This window comes from Rhizobium sp. NLR16a, from assembly GCF_017948245.1.
In the GTDB taxonomy this organism is placed as follows: domain Bacteria; phylum Pseudomonadota; class Alphaproteobacteria; order Rhizobiales; family Rhizobiaceae; genus Rhizobium.
Map to the genome: position 1 here is coordinate 278,667 of NZ_CP072866.1, position 15,803 is coordinate 294,469.

Below are 15,803 nucleotides of genomic sequence, written 5' to 3' on the forward strand. Positions count from 1 at the left end.
CGCAGAGCAAGCGAATCTGAAAGATCGCGGCGCGCTTTGGATAAAGGGGCTTGCCATGAAGATTCTCGTGCCCGTCAAACGGGTTGTCGACTACAACGTGAAGATCCGGGTGAAGCCGGATGGCACGGGTGTCGAGCTTGCCAATGTGAAGATGTCGATGAACCCGTTCGACGAGATCTCGGTGGAAGAAGCGCTGCGGCTGAAGGAGGCCGGCAAGGCGGAAGAAGTGGTGGTCGTGTCGATCGGCCCCGCCAAAGCCGAGGAGACGCTGCGGACGGCGCTCGCCATGGGCGCCGACCGGGCGATCCTGGTCGAGACCGACGATCAGGTCGAGCCGCTCGCCGTCGCCAAGATCCTGAAAGCGGTGGCTGATGCCGAGCAGCCGGGGCTTGTCATCGTCGGCAAGCAGGCGATCGACGACGATTCGAACCAGACCGGCCAGATGCTGGCGGCGCTGCTGGGCTCAGCCCAGGCAACCTTCGCCTCGAAGATCGAGATTGGGGACGGCAAGGCGCAGGTCACCCGCGAGGTCGATGGCGGCCTGCAGACGATCGAGATCAAGCTGCCGGCGGTCATCACCACCGATCTCAGACTGAACGAGCCGCGTTATGCCTCGCTGCCGAACATCATGAAGGCGAAGAAGAAGCCGCTCGATAGACAAGCTCCTGCCGATTTCGGCGTCGACACGACGCCGCGGCTGAAGGTGCTGAAGACCGAGGAGCCGTCCGGCCGCAAGGCCGGCGTCAAGGTCAAGTCGGTCACTGAGCTTGTCGACAAGCTGAAGAACGAAGCCGGCGTGCTGTAATCGGGCTGGAACAGGAGCAACTATCATGACCATTCTTCTTCTGGCCGACCATGACGGCAATCACCTTTCCGACCAGACCGCCAAGGCGCTGACGGCGGCAAGCCAGATCGGCTCCGACGTGCATGTGCTGGTTGCCGGCAAGGCTGCCAGGGCTGCGGCCGATCAGGCGGCAAAACTCTCCGGCGTCTCCAAGGTGCTGCTCGCCGAAAGCGACGCGCTTGCCAACAATCTCGCCGAACCGCTGGCCGATCTGATCGTCTCGCTTGCCGGCTCCTACGACACGATCGTCTCGGCCGCCACTTCGGTCGGCAAGACGGTGCTGCCGCGCGTTGCCGCCCTGCTCGACGTCGCCCAGGTCTCGGAGATCATCGAGGTCGTCTCCGCCGACACCTTCAAGCGGCCGATCTATGCCGGCAACGCCATCCAGACGGTGCAATCAAGCGATGCCAAGAAGGTGATCACCGTGCGCACCGCTTCCTTTGCCTCCGCGGCTGAAGGCGGTTCGGCAACGGTCGAGGCGATCCCGGCCGTCTCCGATCCGGGCCTGTCGCGTTTCGTCTCCGATGCACTGTCGGCGTCGGAACGTCCGGAACTGACCTCGGCCAAGGTCATCATCTCGGGCGGCCGCGCACTCGGCTCGGCCGAGAAGTTCAAGGAAGTCATCCTGCCGGTTGCCGACAAGCTCGGCGCCGCCGTCGGCGCATCCCGTGCCGCCGTCGATGCCGGTTATGCCCCGAACGACTGGCAGGTCGGTCAGACCGGCAAGGTGGTGGCGCCCGATCTCTATATCGCCTGCGGCATCTCCGGCGCCATCCAGCATCTCGCCGGCATGAAGGATAGTAAGGTGATCGTCGCCATCAACAAGGACGAGGAGGCGCCGATCTTCCAGGTCGCCGACTATGGCCTCGTCGCCGATCTCTTCGAAGCACTGCCGGAATTGCAAAAGGCGCTCTGAGCGAGGAGACTGAACGTGGCGCGTGCGGTGGGACGTCCAATCAGACCTGGTGCCGACCTTCTCCTGAACGATGAGGAAAAGCCGGCCTATATCAGGCTGCACGACATCGGCAGGGAAAGGCGTCCTCGACCGCTGCAGGAATTCCTCAACGATATCGGCGGGCTGATGCTGTCGGCGGAGGCTCCCGCCGTGGCCAGTTTCGTCGCCGGCAAGGTCCTGCAGAGGCTGCTCAAGACAGGCAAGGTGCGGCCGGAGGCCGGCCCTCTTCCCGGCGTGCCCGAAGGTCTGGATGACGCCATCGGTCATCTGGCAAAATCCGGACGGAAATATGAGGCGATCGCCGGCCAGTTCAAGAGTCTCGCCGACAAGCTGTTGTGGAGACGCGGCCGGACCGGCCCCTTTGCAAGCCTGAACTTCGGCAACATGCACTCGCATGCGGTTCTGGTCGGTCCGGGCGGCATGGAGGAACGAGCAGATCTCCGGGTGGGGGTGATCTATATGGATCGCTACACCCGCTTCCCCGATCATGTTCAGACGCAGCCGCGCGCCTTCATTCTGCTGTCGCCGGGCGAAGTCCGTCTCGGCGATTCCCAATGGTTTTCCGCCGCGACCGGAACCGTCTTCGCGAACGATGCAGGGCAATCGTTCGCGATCCGATGTACGGCCCAGCCGCTTCTCGCCGTCTGGTGTCAGGTCGAGCCGGGATGACAAAGGTGCCGCCGAAGATCGTTTCGATCTCTCGGTCGTATCTCAGCATATCTGACTATCGAGATTGATTTAATAGGAAGGATTATCAAATGGACGTTCGCGCCGCCGTTGCCGTTCAGGCTGGAAAACCGCTCGAAGTGATGACCGTGCAACTCGACGGCCCGAAGGCCGGCGAAGTGCTGGTGGAAGTCAAGGCGACCGGCATCTGCCACACCGATGATTTCACCCTGTCGGGCGCCGATCCGGAAGGCCTGTTTCCGGCCATCCTCGGCCATGAGGGCGCCGGCATCGTCGTCGATGTCGGCCCGGGTGTGACCTCGGTGAAGAAGGGCGATCACGTCATCCCGCTTTATACACCGGAATGCCGCGAGTGTTATTCCTGCACCTCCCGCAAGACCAATCTCTGCACCTCGATTCGATCAACCCAGGGTCAGGGCGTGATGCCGGACGGCACGAGCCGCTTCTCGATCGGCAAGGACAAGATCCACCACTATATGGGCTGCTCGACCTTCGCCAACTACACGGTGCTGCCGGAGATCGCGCTCGCCAAGATCAATCCCGACGCGCCCTTCGACAAGGTCTGCTACATCGGCTGCGGCGTCACCACAGGCATCGGCGCCGTCATCAACACCGCCAAGGTCGAGATCGGATCGACGGCGATCGTCTTCGGTCTCGGCGGCATCGGCCTCAACGTGCTGCAGGGGCTGCGGCTTGCCGGCGCCGACATGATCATCGGCGTCGATATCAACCCGGATCGCAAGGCCTGGGGCGAGAAGTTCGGCATGACGCATTTCGTCAATCCGAAGGAGGTCGGCGACGACATCGTTCCCCATCTGGTCAACATGACCAAGCGCAACGGCGACCTGATCGGCGGCGCCGACTACACCTTCGACTGCACCGGCAATACCAAGGTGATGCGCCAGGCGCTGGAAGCTTCGCATCGCGGCTGGGGCAAATCGGTCATCATCGGCGTTGCCGGCGCCGGCCAGGAAATCTCGACGCGGCCATTCCAGCTGGTGACCGGCCGCAACTGGATGGGCACCGCCTTCGGCGGCGCGCGCGGCCGCACCGACGTGCCGAAGATCGTCGACTGGTACATGCAGGGCAAGATCCAGATCGATCCGATGATCACCCACACGATGCCGCTCGAAGACATCAACAAGGGCTTCGACTTGATGCACAAGGGCGAAAGCATCCGCGGCGTGGTGGTGTACTGAGAATGAAGACGATATCGGCTGATAAGTCTCACGGCGGCACACAGGGCGTCTATGTCGAACGTTCCGAGGCCTGCGATTGCGACATGACCTTCGCGGTGTTCCTGCCGCCGCAGGCGGCCGAGGGCAAGCTGCCGGTCCTATGGTATCTGTCCGGCCTGACATGCACGCATGCCAACGTCATGGACAAGGGCGAGTATCGGCGGCTTGCCGCCGAACTCGGTCTCGTCATTGTCTGCCCGGATACCAGCCCCCGCGGTGACCACGTTCCCGATGAGGCCGACAACTGGCAGTTCGGCAAGGGTGCGGGCTTTTATGTCGACGCCACCCAGCCGCCCTATTCGGCGAATTATCGCATGTACAGCTATATCGTCGACGAGCTGCCGCGGCTCCTTGCTGCGGAATTTCCGGTCGACATGGAGCGCCAGGGGATCTTCGGTCACTCTATGGGCGGACATGGCGCGATCACGATCGCGCTCAAGAACCCCGACCGTTTCCGCAGCTGCTCGGCCTTCGCGCCGATCAGCCATCCTTCGGTTTCCGGCTGGTCGAGACCGGCCTTCCGAAAATATCTCGGCGCCGATGAAAAGACCTGGCGGGCCTATGACGCCTGCTCGCTGATCGAGGACGGGCATCGGATCCCCGAACTGCTCGTCGACCAGGGAACGGCGGATAGCTTCCTGGAGGACGGTTTGCGCCCCGACGAACTCAGGCAAGCCTGCGAGGCGGCTGATATCGACCTCAGGCTTCGCATGCAGGAAGGCTACGGCCATTCCTACTTCTTCATTTCCACATTCATGGAGGACCATCTGCGCTGGCACGCGCAGAGGCTGGCAAAGTAGTTGCAGAGCTCGGCCGGGCATAATGCAAACGGCCAGGGAGGGAAGGAGAAAAGCGATGACCAGCATAGCCATACATCCCGCAGTGGATTCAGGCTTTCGAGCGACTGACGCTGCTTTCGCAGGCGGAACGCTCGTGTGCAACTGCGCGAGCAACCCGGTCAAGGTGAGGATCAAGGGTGACATCGCCCACAACCACGTCTGCGGCTGCACCAAGTGCTGGAAGCCGAAAGGCGCCGTCTTCTCGGTTGTGGCTGTAGCGCCGACCGAAAGCGTCGAGGTGCTGGAAAACGGCGACAAGCTCGCAGTCGTCGATTCCGCAGCCTTGATCCAGCGGCATGCCTGCAAGGAATGTGGCGTGCATATGTACGGGCCGGTCGAGCGCGAACATCCTTTCCAGGGACTGTCCTTCGTCCACCCGGAGCGCTTCCAGGAGGGCGGCTGGGCAAGGCCGACTTTTGCGGCGTTCGTATCGTCGATCATCGAAAGCGGCTTCGATCCTTCGAAGATGGACGCCGTCAGGGCGCAGCTGAAAGCGTTGGGCCTCGAGCCCTATGATTGTCTCTCGCCCGGCCTGATGGACTATATCGCAACTTGGACCGCCAAGAGGAGCGGCGTCCTGGCTGCCTGAACCTTCCGGGGAGCGCTGGCGTGCCGGCGCTCCCCGATCGAGTTCGGCATCTATTGATCGAGGGCGGCTCTCAATTCGCGGCTTACGGCTCCGGCAATTCGCCTCGACGTCGGCTACAAGCAGTGACCCCGCGATAGTATCAATCGCCGCGGCGGGACCATTGATGTCCCTCGGCCCAGTTCGAGGCATTCGGAATGACATCGGCAAAATGTCTGAATATCTGGGGAGAAATGATCTACGGCGCGATCAGGATGATCGATATCGCGGCTTCGATCAATGCGTCGATCGCTTCGTGGTATTGATTATCGTGATGAACTCTTGGTTCACTTGCGGAGGCTGGGCGCGCGTCATCGGCCACAACACCATTTGTGTTGACGATCGGCACCCGCTGGCGCACGGTTTTCAGATTAGATGAGCGCATTCAGAAACGGTGATGAGATGAATATCCGACCTGGGCAGCATCGGCAGGCAGACGGCGCTGCGAAACCCGCCGCCCGTCTCAAGGTTGGGTTTGTCTTGTCGCGGTCGTTCACGTTGTCCGCCTTTGCGCTGTTCGTGGATACGCTGCGGCTTGCCAGCGACGAGCAGGACCGTTCCGGACGGGTGCTTGCCGACTGGCAGGTGATCGGCAGCACGCGGCACCTGATCACTTCGAGCTGCGGCGTCCAGGTCGCTCCGACGTCGGACTTCGTCGATCCCGCACGCTTCGACTATATCGCCGTCGTCGGCGGCCTTCTGAGCGTGGAGAACCCCGTCGATCAGCAGACCATCACCTTCCTCAAGCAGGCGGATGCCAAGAAGGTGCCGCTGATCGGCGTGTGCACCGGTACCTTCATCCTTGCCGCGGCGGGCCTGATGAAGCGGCATGAATCCTGCGTCAGCTGGCTGCATTATAAGGAGTTCCGCGAGCGGTTCCCCGACCTCAGCGTTCGCTCCGACCGGCTCTTCAATCTCGATCGCCAGCGTGGGTCCTGCGCGGGCGGCAGCAGCAGTGCCGATATGGCAGCGCTGCTGGTCAGGAAATACATCAGCCGCGATGCTGAACGGAATGCGCTTGAAGTGCTGCAGATCGAGAAGGCCCGCGCTCCGGCCGACATTCAGCCCAGGCGTCCGCTCTACGACGATTATGACGACGCCCGCGTCAAGGCGGCGATGATTACCATGGAGCAGTTCGTCGATGGCAGCATGCCGATCGAGAAGCTTGCCGCCATGGTCGGGCTATCCAGGCGGCAGCTGGAGAGGATCTTCATCGAGAAGACCGGAATGTCTCCCGCCAAGGCCTATAATCGAGTCCGCATGGAACGGGCAAAATCGATCCTTGCCCAGTCGAAGGCGCCGCTGATCGAGATCGCGCTCGATGTCGGCTTCGAAAACGCATCGCAATTCACGAGGACGTTCAAGCGCACATTCGGGCAGACACCCTCGCAGCATCGCGCGGCGGCTTTGAGAGCGCACTGAACACGAGACCGTTTCAGATATCCTCCCAGGGAAGCTGTCCAGCCGCTCCGCGCCCTTCGTCGTGACCCTGGGTTTCCAGATTGATGCTCCCGGAGCCGGCTCGTCGATCAGGCTTTCGACATTGAGCATGCGTCACCCAGGCAAGCGTCAGCCGGCAGGTCGCTGCCCTCGAGGAGGAGCTCGGCCAGCCGCTGGTCCTGCGTATCACCGGGCGATCGAGCCGACGGCTGCCTGATCGGCACTTTCCCGAGGACGGAGCCCTGGTGCGCTTCGAGACAAACGAGCTTGCCGCCGAAGATCGCTACAAAGTGATCGTGCGGTCGAGGCCAGGTGCAGCAATGCCCGCAAACTCGCCGCCGCCTGGTTGATTACAGGCCGAGCCCGGGCGTTGCCGTCCGGTGTACGCCCTTGGGAATGAAGGCGAAACGATCCGCAAGGCCGAGGAAATCAGCCGACAGGTGGATGACCGAAAGCCACATCTCCGTTCCCTGCAGGCTCGGCTCGGTACCATCGGCGAACGGGAATCCCTCGCCGTCCCGCCATCTGTCCAGCGCCCTTGCAATGAGATCACGGGCAATCGCCTCACCATCTGCCCGCCGATAATCGGTCTGTCGGGCAATCAGCAGCAGGGGATGGATCGTGTCGAGCAGGTTGCAGGCATTATGCTTCGCGCCGACGAAGCCCTTGTGGTTGCGGTAGTTGAGGTGAACCGTTTCGAGGGCGGCGTGGGGGTGCGGAAGCGGAACGCCGAACTGGGCGTAAGTGCCGCGTGTCAGGCGATAAAAACCGTTCACCGGTTGGAGCCATCCCTCCAGCGCCGTCGGCTCGCCCCATAGGCCGGAGACGCTGTTGGCATTGCGGTTCAGCCACTCGAACAGCGGTTGGCGCGATTGCCGGAGGCCGAAATACCGGGCGTTGAAATACATGGCCGTGCCGATCGCGTCGACCGCGCTGCCGGCGTGCCATGCCCTGCTTTGCCAGGGCAGCGCGCTCAGCCATTCGCCCAGCTCTCCGGCATCGAGATCGACCGCCCCGACAGGATGCCGCGGATTCGAGCCGAGCAGTTCAAGCGCGTAGCCGACCGAAAGAACATTGTAGAGCGCTTTCGGATCATCCCTCAGCGACGTTCCGTGCACGCCCGTACGGTCTTCAGGAAAAAGGCCTGTCTCGCGATCCTGGAGGCCTTGTAGCCGCTCGATTGTCTCGGACGGATCGAGGCCGGGCGGCAGCTGGCCAAAACCGGCTGCGATCTCGATCGCATCACAGAGATGCCGGATCGCCGGCCTTTTGACGCCATCCGCCTCGAGCGATTCATAGGAAACCTCGGTTTTCCAGCGCGCAAGAATCTCCGGCCATTGCTCCTTCGCCTTCTGTCCGAGCCTGACCAACTGGTCTTCAATGTTTCTCGCTGTGGATTTCGGGGGCGCGCTGCCCCGACGCCGCAGCACCCGCGCAGGGACGCCGCCGGCGATCGCCATGGGGGGAATATCCCCCGTAACGACTGCCCCGGCGGCAATGACGGCGCCTTTGCCGATTGTGACGCCGTCGAGGATTACGCAATTGGCGCCGATCCAGACGTCGTCACCGATGGCAATGCCGAGGCTGATGACGCCCTGGCGGTGTATGGGGCGATCAGGATCGTCGAAGCCATGATTGAAGCCGACGATCGATGCATGCGAGGCAATGCGGACCCCATTGCCGCACGTCACCTTTCCGGAAACGCAGGCATAGGGATTGACGGAACAATCGTCGCCGAGGATGACATCGCCGCGCACGAGAGCGTGCCCCGCAATCCACGACCGCTCGCCCATCGTCAGGCTTTCGGTGAAGATCGCGGCGTTCTCCGCGACATAGGAGGTCTCTGCCAGTTCCGCGCCGCAGGACCGCCTGAGCGCGGCTTTGCGGGCGAGGTGAGTGGGATGGTCGAGGTCCGACGCGATGCGTTCCCAGGGGAGATATCGCAGCCGGCGTGGTTCGTTCTCTTCGCTCGCCGATACTTGCGGGCTGTGATCCATCGTGCTCCTCATTCTCAGATTCCGCCGTCGGCTGTTCGTCTGCCTTGGCGGTCTTGCCTGACTACATCAGATGGCGTGCTTTGTGTGAAAGCAAGACCGTCGAAGGCGCGTTCTGGGGAGGTCAGCGCGTCGCCCAGGCATAAGGGGAGGGTGTATCACGGGCGTCGTTCTGCAGCACGAATGAGGTGGTCAGCAGCGCCAGGCCGATCGTTGCCGATGAAACCAAGCGCACGCGGCAGGAAACCGAGACACGGCTGCGCGGCCCGCGAGGCAACTGCCCCAACGGCTTAGACGTTCATGATCACGAAAGACTCGAACCGAATTTGTCCCAGCCTTCCTTGATCGTTTCCATCGCGACATTTGTCGAAGTGTTGGCAACATGCGGCAGGGTCGAGATGCGTTCGCCCAGGACGCGGCGGTAGCGGCCGATATCGCGGGTGCGGATCTTCAGGAGATAGTCGAACCGGCCGGCGATCATGTGGCACTCTTCGACCTCCCTGATCTTCTTGATGGCCTCGTTGAAGCTTTTGAGCGCAGCCTCGCGGGTGTCGGAAAGTTTCACCTCGACGAAGGCAATATGGTCGAGCTGCATTTTCGCGGGGTTGAGGACGGCTTTGAAGCCTTCGATATAGCCGTCGTTGATCAGCCGCTTGAAGCGGATCTGGCAAGGCGTCTTCGAAAGCCCGACGCGCGCCGCGAGATCGGTGATCGACAACCTGCCATCCTCGGCCAGCGCCGCGAGGATCTTTCTGTCGAACTGGTCCAAATCACTATATGTGTCGGTTTCTGTGGCCATATGAACTCTTGGCGATCGGTTTATAAGTTCATACAGCTTGAAAATGGCTAAAATCAAGTGAGATCGCGATTTGCGGCTGTGATAGATTATGCGTCGGCAAATGGGAGGACGGCGTGAGCGTCTGGCGCATTGCCGGGATCGGCAGCGGCGCCGCACCACAGGGGGATCATGGATGCACGGGAAACAAATCGATGACGATCAGAAGCCGGACTTGCTCGTCCACTACAGGCCGGTGGCGATAAGAGCGGTTGCGGCCGCATTCACCCTCAAGCGCGACAAGCCGGAGGCGCGCCCGCTTCGCGAGACGGTATATTCCGGTCCGGCTTTTCTGGATGATGCACTCTGGGATGACGAGCCAGGTGTTCCATTTATCCGCTAAACAGATTTTGATTGAACAGGGACTCCCATGTTGAACGCAGCGATCGACCCCGCCTCCTCCATTGATCCCGCTGAGGGCGCGCCATTCGCCGCCTTCGCGCCGCCGATCCGGCCGCAATCCGAGCTTCGCCAGGCAATCACGGCCGCCTATCGCCGCCCGGAAACCGAATGCCTGCCGCCGCTCGTTGCCGCCGCACGCGTTTCCGAGGCGAAGCGTTATGATATCCGCAACACGGCCCGCACTCTGATCGAGGCGCTGCGTGCCAAGCACAAGGGCACCGGCGTCGAAGGGCTGGTTCAGGAATATTCGCTTTCCAGCCAGGAAGGCGTGGCGCTCATGTGCCTTGCCGAAGCACTGCTGCGCATTCCCGATACGGACACCCGCGATGCGCTGATCCGCGACAAGATCGCCGAGGGCAACTGGACCTCGCATATCGGCGGCGGCAAATCCATGTTCGTCAACGCCGCCACCTGGGGTCTCGTCGTCACCGGCAAGCTCACCTCGACGGTCAACGACCGCAGTCTGTCGGCGGCGCTGACGCGGCTGATCGCGCGCGCCGGCGAGCCGGTGATCCGTCGTGGCGTCGATATGGCGATGCGCATGATGGGCGAGCAGTTCGTCACCGGCGAAACCATTGAGGAGGCGCTGAAGCGCGCCCGGCCGCTGGAGGCCCGGGGTTTCCGCTATTCCTACGACATGCTGGGCGAGGCGGCGACGACCGCCGCCGACGCCGAGCGTTATTTCAAGGATTACGAGAAGGCGATTCATGCCATTGGCAAGGCAGCGGATGGGCGCGGCATTTATGACGGCCCCGGGATTTCGATCAAGCTTTCGGCCCTGCATCCTCGCTATGTGAGAGCGCAAGCCGGCCGGGTGATGGGCGAGTTGCTGCCGAAGGTCAAGGCGCTCGCCGCTCTCGCCAAGTCCTATGATATCGGCCTCAATATCGATGCCGAGGAAGCCGACCGGCTGGAGCTTTCGCTCGATCTTGTCGAAGAACTCTGCTTTGCTCCGCAGCTTGCCGGATGGAACGGGCTCGGCTTCGTCGTGCAGGCCTATGGCAAGCGCTGCCCCTTCGTGCTCGATTACATCATCGATCTCGCCCGCCGCTCCGGGCGCCGGATGATGGTCCGGCTCGTCAAGGGCGCCTATTGGGATGCGGAGATCAAGCGCGCTCAGCTGGATGGTCTCGACGATTTTCCGGTCTATACCCGCAAGATCTATACGGACGTCGCCTACATCGCCTGCGCGCGCAAGCTGCTTGCCGCCGCCGATGCCGTCTTCCCGCAATTCGCCACCCACAATGCGCAGACGCTCGCCACGATCTATCATCTGGCAGGGCCCGACTTCGCAGTCGGCAAATACGAGTTCCAGTGCCTGCACGGCATGGGCGAACCGCTCTATGACGAGGTGGTCGGCAAGGATAAGCTCGACCGGCCCTGCCGCATCTATGCCCCCGTCGGGACGCATGAGACGCTGCTAGCCTATCTCGTCCGCCGCCTGCTCGAAAACGGCGCCAACTCCTCTTTCGTGCATCGCATTTCCGATCCCAATGTTTCGGTCGAGGCGCTGATCGCCGATCCGGCCGAGACCGTCGCGGCCATGCCCGTCGTCGGCGCCCCGCATGTGCAGATTGCCGCGCCCCAGGCGCTTTACGGCAGCGCCCGGACCAATTCGAGCGGCCTCGATCTCTCGAGCGAAGCCACGCTTTCGGATCTGGCGGAGACGCTGGCTTCCACGGCTGCGATGCCCTGGCATGCGGTTCCGATTCTCGCCGATGGCTCCACGGATGGCGTGACGCGCGATGTCCCCAATCCTGCCGATCACAGCGATGTCGTCGGCACAGTGACCGAGCTGAAGGTCGAGGAAGCCGCCCGCGTTGTTGCGATGGCAGCCGAGTATGCGCCGCAATGGTCGGCCGTGCCGCCGGCAGAGCGTGCCGCATGTCTTGATCGGGCCGCCGACATTATGCAGGCCCGTATCAAGGTGCTGATGGGCATCGTCATGCGCGAAGCCGGCAAATCCGCCGCCAACGCCGTCGGCGAAGTGCGCGAGGCGGTCGATTTCCTGCGCTATTATGCTGATCAGGCGCGTAAGACCCTCGGGCCGTCGCATCTGCCGCTCGGCCCGATCGTCTGCATCAGCCCGTGGAACTTCCCGCTGGCGATTTTCACCGGCCAGGTTGCCGCAGCCCTCGTCGCCGGCAATCCCGTGTTGGCGAAACCTGCCGGTGTGACGCCGATCATCGCTTCGGAGAGCGTCAAGATTCTCCACGAGGCCGGTGTGCCCGTCGGCGCCCTGCAATTCGTGCCCGGCAGCGGCCGCCTTGGCGCCGGCATGGTCGGGGCTCGGGAAACGGCAGGTGTCATGTTTACCGGCTCGACCGAAGTTGCCCGCATGATCCAGGCGCAGCTCGCCGAGCGCCTGTCAGCGACCGGCAAGCCGATCCCGCTGATTGCCGAAACCGGCGGCCAGAACGGCATGATCGTCGATTCGTCCGCCCTGGCCGAACAGGTCGTGGCCGACGTCGTGACATCGGCTTTCGACAGCGCCGGCCAGCGCTGCTCGGCGTTGCGCGTCCTCTGCCTGCAGGACGACGTCGCCGACCGGACGCTCGCTATGCTGAAGGGGGCTTTTCGTGAATTGACCATCGGCCGCACCGATCGCCTGAGTATCGATGTCGGGCCTGTCATCAACGACGGCGCGAAGGCGGAGATCGACCAGCATATCGAAGCGATGCGGGCCGCCGGCCGCAAGGTGGAGCAGCTGCCGCTGCCGCAAAGCGCAGCAAAAGGCACCTTCGTTCCACCGACGATCATCGAGATCAAGTCGCTGTCTGACCTGACGAGGGAGATCTTCGGTCCGGTCCTGCATGTCGTCCGCTTCAAGCGAAACGGCCTCGATCGGCTGATCGACGACATCAACGCCTCGGGTTACGGCCTGACATTCGGCCTTCACACCCGGCTTGACGAAACGATCGCCCATGTGACGAGCCGCATCAAGGCCGGCAACCTCTACGTCAACCGCAACATCATCGGCGCTGTCGTCGGCGTGCAGCCTTTCGGCGGCCGTGGCCTGTCGGGAACCGGTCCGAAGGCCGGTGGCCCGCTCTATATCGGCCGGCTGGTGCAGCGCGCCCCGGTGCCGCCGCAGCAGGATTCCGTTCATACCGACCTCGCCCTTCGCGATTACATCGTCTGGCTCGACAAGAAGGGCCTGACGGTCGAAGGGGAAGCGGCGCGCGGCTATGCGAGCCGATCGGCGCTCGGGCTCGAACGTGAGCTCACCGGCCCTGTCGGCGAGCGCAATCTCTATGCGCTCCATCCGCGCGGCCGTATCCTGCTCGTGCCGCAGACCGAAACCGGACTGCACCGCCAGATAGCCGCGGCCCTTTCCACCGGTAACCACGTCGTCATCGACGCGGGTTCGATATCGAAGCCTGTCCTGGCGGACCTTCCGGCAGCTGTGGCCGGGCGTCTTTCCTGGACATCGGATTGGGCAAAGGACGGGCCTTTCTCCGGTGCGCTCGTCGAAGGGGACCGCGACAGGGTTCTTGCCGTCAACCGGAAGATCGCCGCGCTGCCCGGCCCGCTTCTGCTGGTCCAGGCCGCGACAAGCGAGGAACTGGCGAGCGATCCCGAAGCCTACTGCCTCAACTGGCTGCTGGAAGAAGTGTCGACTTCGATCAACACAGCGGCGGCCGGCGGCAATGCGAGCCTGATGGCCATCGGCTGAGGCACGAGACGGACGCGCTGAAAACGCACCTCTTGCCGGCAAGCGTGAGAAACCGGCGGTCTGCGTGAGCAGCGCGCCCCCCCGCATTCCTTCTGGCAGCTCGGCCGTGTCCGCCGTCTGCCGTGCTGTGCAGCCCTGCCGACACCGAAACCTTTGGTCGGTTGGCGGTTATGCCGCCGCCTCCCATCCGTCGCGGATATGACGGTACCCTTCACGATAAACCGATTCCGGTGTCTCGAAAAAGTCGCGCCAGACCTTCGTTGCGGCGGCGAGCTCCTTGAGCGCCCGACCAAAGGCTTCGATTGTCAGCCATCCGTCGTAGCCACTCGCGCGCAGTGCCCTGAACGTCTCCGCCCAGGGAATGTTGCCACGCCCTGGAACGCCGCGGTCGTTCTCCGAAATGTGGACATGCACGATGCGGTCACTGTTGCGCGTAAAAGCGCCGACAGGATCGGTTTCTTCGATATTGCTGTGAAACGTGTCGTACATGGCACGGATATTCGGATGTCCGACCGCGTCGATATGGGCCGCAAGGTCGTCCATCGTGTTGAACAGGTAACATTCGAAACGGTTCAGCGCCTCAAGTCCTATCGTAACGCCGTGCTTTGCTGCATGATCGCCAATCGCCAATTGCGAGGAAACCGAGCGCTTGAGTTCCGCCGCGCTTGGCCCGCTTCCGGAAAATTTGCCGAGCGTCGAATGCAGCGGCCCGCTCAGCATAGTCGCGCCAAGCGCATTGCTGCAGTCGATTGCCCATTTCACGTAGTCAATGCCGCGTCTGCGGGTTGCCGCGTCGGAAGCGATCAGGTTCATCCGGAGGTCGCCCATGGCGGAAACGGCGGTCCGTTCCAGGCCGATCCGGTCGAGCAACGCCGCCAGCCGTCGGTAGTCGTCGGGTTTACCCGAAAAGATCGGGATCTCGACGCCATCAAAACCCGTCTCCTTGATATCGCGTAACAGTGCCTCGTGTTTTGGGCCGACAGCTGTCGTCCAGAGGAACATGCACATGCCGATCTTCATCTCTCCCCCTTGGCACTTCGCCACTGCGTTGCGGCGTCCGCGCTTATCACTTCCCAAATCTGGTCATACCAAAATGGCGGCTCTGGTCAAGCCGCTGCGCTCACCACTGGGAGCGGGGATTCCGCGCATGAGCGGGAAATACAGCGACAAACAACCGAATACGCCGACTTTCTCGACATTTTGAGGCCGTCTTGCGGACGCTCGGGAATTGGGTTAGAGCTTTCAGATAACAAAAATTGGCCAAACCAGATGGCCGCCGGTAATGAGATTGGCCATCAAAAGGTGACGTTTCGATGCCAAGCTGCTGTCGAGCTTGGCCGCAACAGTCTAGGAGGAACCTCATGCATCTTTCTACGCACAACTGGATGCGGGCTGAACCGCTCGCCGTCACGCTGAAACGCATCAAAAAATATGGCTACGAGAGTATCGAGATATCCGGCGAGCCGGCACAGTACGACGTGAAGGAGACGCGTGCGCTGCTGAAAGAGCATGGCATCCGCTGCTGGGGCGCTGTTACCCTGACGCTCGGCGAGCGAAATCTTGCCGCCAGGGATGAGGGCCAGCGCGCCCGGTCCGTGGACTATGTCAAGAGCGTCATCACCATGGTCAGCGAACTCGAGGGCGAGATCCTCACGCTCGTACCGGCAACAGTCGGCAAGGTGGTACCGGATGGGACCGAGGAGGAAGAGTGGACATGGGTGGTGGACGCCACCAGGGAGTGTTTTGCTCACGCTCAAAAGAGGGGGGTGCGGATTGCCGTCGAGCCGCTCAACCGTTTCGAGACCTATTTCTTCAACCGTGCCGCCCAAGCGCTGGCGCTCGCCGATGCCGTCAGCCCTGAATGCGGAGTCTGCCTGGATGCCTTCCACCTGAACATCGAAGAGGAAGACATCTATGAGGCGATCCGGCTCGCCGGGAAACGCCTGTTCGACTTCCACGTCGCCGATAATAATCGTTTCGCCGCCGGCCTCGGCCACCTCGACTGGCCGAAGATCATCGGCACGCTGAAGGAGATCGGTTACGACGGCGCCGTCACCAACGAATTCGTCGCTCCGGTTGATCGAACGCCGGCCACCAAATATCCGGACATGGTCGAGCGCAACCCCGTCGACATCCCCCCGGAACAGCTGAAATTTATCCAGGACCACGGCTCGAGCCTGCTCACCGAGAAATTCTACGACGATCAGATGCGGATCACCGCCGAGACGATCCTGCCGCTGATCAAGTAACGAATGGAAGATATCTCCC

General features: G+C 62.4%; 14 protein-coding genes and 1 pseudogene. 12 read left to right on the plus strand and 3 right to left on the minus strand.

The window, feature by feature from the left end; translation table 11 throughout:
- Positions 1-55 precede the first annotated feature (55 nt).
- The 8 genes and pseudogenes from J7U39_RS21040 to J7U39_RS32265 all read left to right on the plus strand — a co-directional run.
- Complete coding sequence (locus J7U39_RS21040) at positions 56-805, plus strand: electron transfer flavoprotein subunit beta/FixA family protein (RefSeq protein ID WP_210631729.1); 750 nt, start codon at positions 56-58, stop codon at positions 803-805.
- Between the two features lie 25 nt (positions 806-830).
- A complete protein-coding gene (locus J7U39_RS21045; protein WP_210631730.1) occupies positions 831-1,760 on the plus strand; it encodes an electron transfer flavoprotein subunit alpha/FixB family protein in 930 nt (309 codons plus the stop codon).
- A 15-nt stretch (positions 1,761-1,775) separates the two neighbouring features.
- Positions 1,776-2,468: a dimethylsulfonioproprionate lyase family protein gene (locus J7U39_RS21050; RefSeq protein ID WP_210631731.1), complete on the plus strand. Its 693-nt coding sequence runs from the start codon at positions 1,776-1,778 to the stop codon at positions 2,466-2,468.
- Positions 2,469-2,557: 89 nt separating this feature from the next.
- Positions 2,558-3,685 (plus strand): S-(hydroxymethyl)glutathione dehydrogenase/class III alcohol dehydrogenase, encoded by a 1,128-nt coding sequence (locus J7U39_RS21055; RefSeq protein ID WP_210631732.1) that lies wholly within the window; start codon positions 2,558-2,560, stop codon positions 3,683-3,685.
- 2 nt (positions 3,686-3,687) lie between these two features.
- Positions 3,688-4,524, plus strand: coding sequence for an S-formylglutathione hydrolase (gene fghA, locus J7U39_RS21060; RefSeq protein WP_210631733.1), 837 nt, complete (start codon positions 3,688-3,690; stop codon positions 4,522-4,524).
- 55 nt (positions 4,525-4,579) lie between these two features.
- On the plus strand, positions 4,580-5,152 hold the full coding sequence (gfa, locus tag J7U39_RS21065; protein ID WP_210631734.1) for an S-(hydroxymethyl)glutathione synthase: 573 nt from the start codon (positions 4,580-4,582) through the stop codon (positions 5,150-5,152).
- A 444-nt stretch (positions 5,153-5,596) separates the two neighbouring features.
- Positions 5,597-6,610 carry a GlxA family transcriptional regulator gene (locus J7U39_RS21075; RefSeq protein ID WP_210632193.1) on the plus strand — a complete coding sequence of 338 codons (1,014 nt, stop codon included), beginning with the start codon at positions 5,597-5,599 and terminating at the stop codon, positions 6,608-6,610.
- Positions 6,611-6,741: 131 nt separating this feature from the next.
- Positions 6,742-6,842: pseudogene (locus J7U39_RS32265) on the plus strand (LysR family transcriptional regulator); the annotation flags it as partial.
- A gap of 136 nt (positions 6,843-6,978) precedes the next feature.
- On the opposite strand, the gene J7U39_RS21085 reads toward J7U39_RS32265, so the two are convergent.
- Together J7U39_RS21085 and J7U39_RS21090 are read right to left on the minus strand one after the other, a co-directional pair.
- A complete protein-coding gene (locus tag J7U39_RS21085) occupies positions 6,979-8,625 on the minus strand; it encodes an acyltransferase (protein WP_210632194.1) in 1,647 nt (548 codons plus the stop codon).
- Positions 8,626-8,926: 301 nt separating this feature from the next.
- Positions 8,927-9,421, minus strand: coding sequence for an Lrp/AsnC ligand binding domain-containing protein (locus J7U39_RS21090; protein ID WP_210631735.1), 495 nt, complete (start codon positions 9,419-9,421; stop codon positions 8,927-8,929).
- Positions 9,422-9,593: 172 nt separating this feature from the next.
- Between J7U39_RS21090 and J7U39_RS21095 the strand changes: the two genes are divergently transcribed.
- Both J7U39_RS21095 and putA read left to right on the plus strand, forming a co-directional pair.
- On the plus strand, positions 9,594-9,800 hold the full coding sequence (locus J7U39_RS21095) for a hypothetical protein (protein ID WP_210631736.1): 207 nt from the start codon (positions 9,594-9,596) through the stop codon (positions 9,798-9,800).
- Between the two features lie 27 nt (positions 9,801-9,827).
- Positions 9,828-13,535: a trifunctional transcriptional regulator/proline dehydrogenase/L-glutamate gamma-semialdehyde dehydrogenase gene (putA, locus tag J7U39_RS21100; RefSeq protein WP_210631737.1), complete on the plus strand. Its 3,708-nt coding sequence runs from the start codon at positions 9,828-9,830 to the stop codon at positions 13,533-13,535.
- A gap of 168 nt (positions 13,536-13,703) precedes the next feature.
- Here putA and J7U39_RS21105 read toward each other — a convergent pair whose 3' ends face one another.
- Positions 13,704-14,555, minus strand: a complete 852-nt coding sequence (locus J7U39_RS21105) for a sugar phosphate isomerase/epimerase (RefSeq protein ID WP_210631738.1) — start codon at positions 14,553-14,555, stop codon at positions 13,704-13,706.
- Between J7U39_RS21105 and J7U39_RS21110 the strand changes: the two genes are divergently transcribed.
- Together J7U39_RS21110 and J7U39_RS21115 are read left to right on the plus strand one after the other, a co-directional pair.
- On the plus strand, positions 14,542-14,739 hold the full coding sequence (locus J7U39_RS21110) for a hypothetical protein (RefSeq protein ID WP_127248936.1): 198 nt from the start codon (positions 14,542-14,544) through the stop codon (positions 14,737-14,739). The two genes, J7U39_RS21105 and J7U39_RS21110, sit on opposite strands and share 14 nt — an antisense overlap.
- Before the next feature lie 157 nt (positions 14,740-14,896).
- Complete coding sequence (locus tag J7U39_RS21115) at positions 14,897-15,784, plus strand: sugar phosphate isomerase/epimerase (RefSeq protein ID WP_210631739.1); 888 nt, start codon at positions 14,897-14,899, stop codon at positions 15,782-15,784.
- Positions 15,785-15,803 lie beyond the last annotated feature (19 nt).

Excerpts from the sequence above, each read along its gene's own strand:
- J7U39_RS21040 (WP_210631729.1), top strand. The coding sequence starts at position 56 with ATGAAGATTCTCGTGCCCGTCAAACGGGTTGTCGACTACAACGTGAAG.
- J7U39_RS21045 (WP_210631730.1), top strand. The coding sequence starts at position 831 with ATGACCATTCTTCTTCTGGCCGACCATGACGGCAATCACCTTTCCGAC.
- J7U39_RS21055 (WP_210631732.1), top strand. The coding sequence starts at position 2,558 with ATGGACGTTCGCGCCGCCGTTGCCGTTCAGGCTGGAAAACCGCTCGAA.
- fghA (WP_210631733.1), top strand. The coding sequence starts at position 3,688 with ATGAAGACGATATCGGCTGATAAGTCTCACGGCGGCACACAGGGCGTC.
- gfa (WP_210631734.1), top strand. The coding sequence starts at position 4,580 with ATGACCAGCATAGCCATACATCCCGCAGTGGATTCAGGCTTTCGAGCG.
- J7U39_RS21085 (WP_210632194.1), bottom strand. The coding sequence starts at position 8,625 with ATGGATCACAGCCCGCAAGTATCGGCGAGCGAAGAGAACGAACCACGC.
- J7U39_RS21090 (WP_210631735.1), bottom strand. The coding sequence starts at position 9,421 with ATGGCCACAGAAACCGACACATATAGTGATTTGGACCAGTTCGACAGA.
- J7U39_RS21095 (WP_210631736.1), top strand. The coding sequence starts at position 9,594 with ATGCACGGGAAACAAATCGATGACGATCAGAAGCCGGACTTGCTCGTC.
- putA (WP_210631737.1), top strand. The coding sequence starts at position 9,828 with ATGTTGAACGCAGCGATCGACCCCGCCTCCTCCATTGATCCCGCTGAG.
- J7U39_RS21110 (WP_127248936.1), top strand. The coding sequence starts at position 14,542 with ATGCCGATCTTCATCTCTCCCCCTTGGCACTTCGCCACTGCGTTGCGG.
- J7U39_RS21105 (WP_210631738.1), bottom strand. The coding sequence starts at position 14,555 with ATGAAGATCGGCATGTGCATGTTCCTCTGGACGACAGCTGTCGGCCCA.
- J7U39_RS21115 (WP_210631739.1), top strand. The coding sequence starts at position 14,897 with ATGCATCTTTCTACGCACAACTGGATGCGGGCTGAACCGCTCGCCGTC.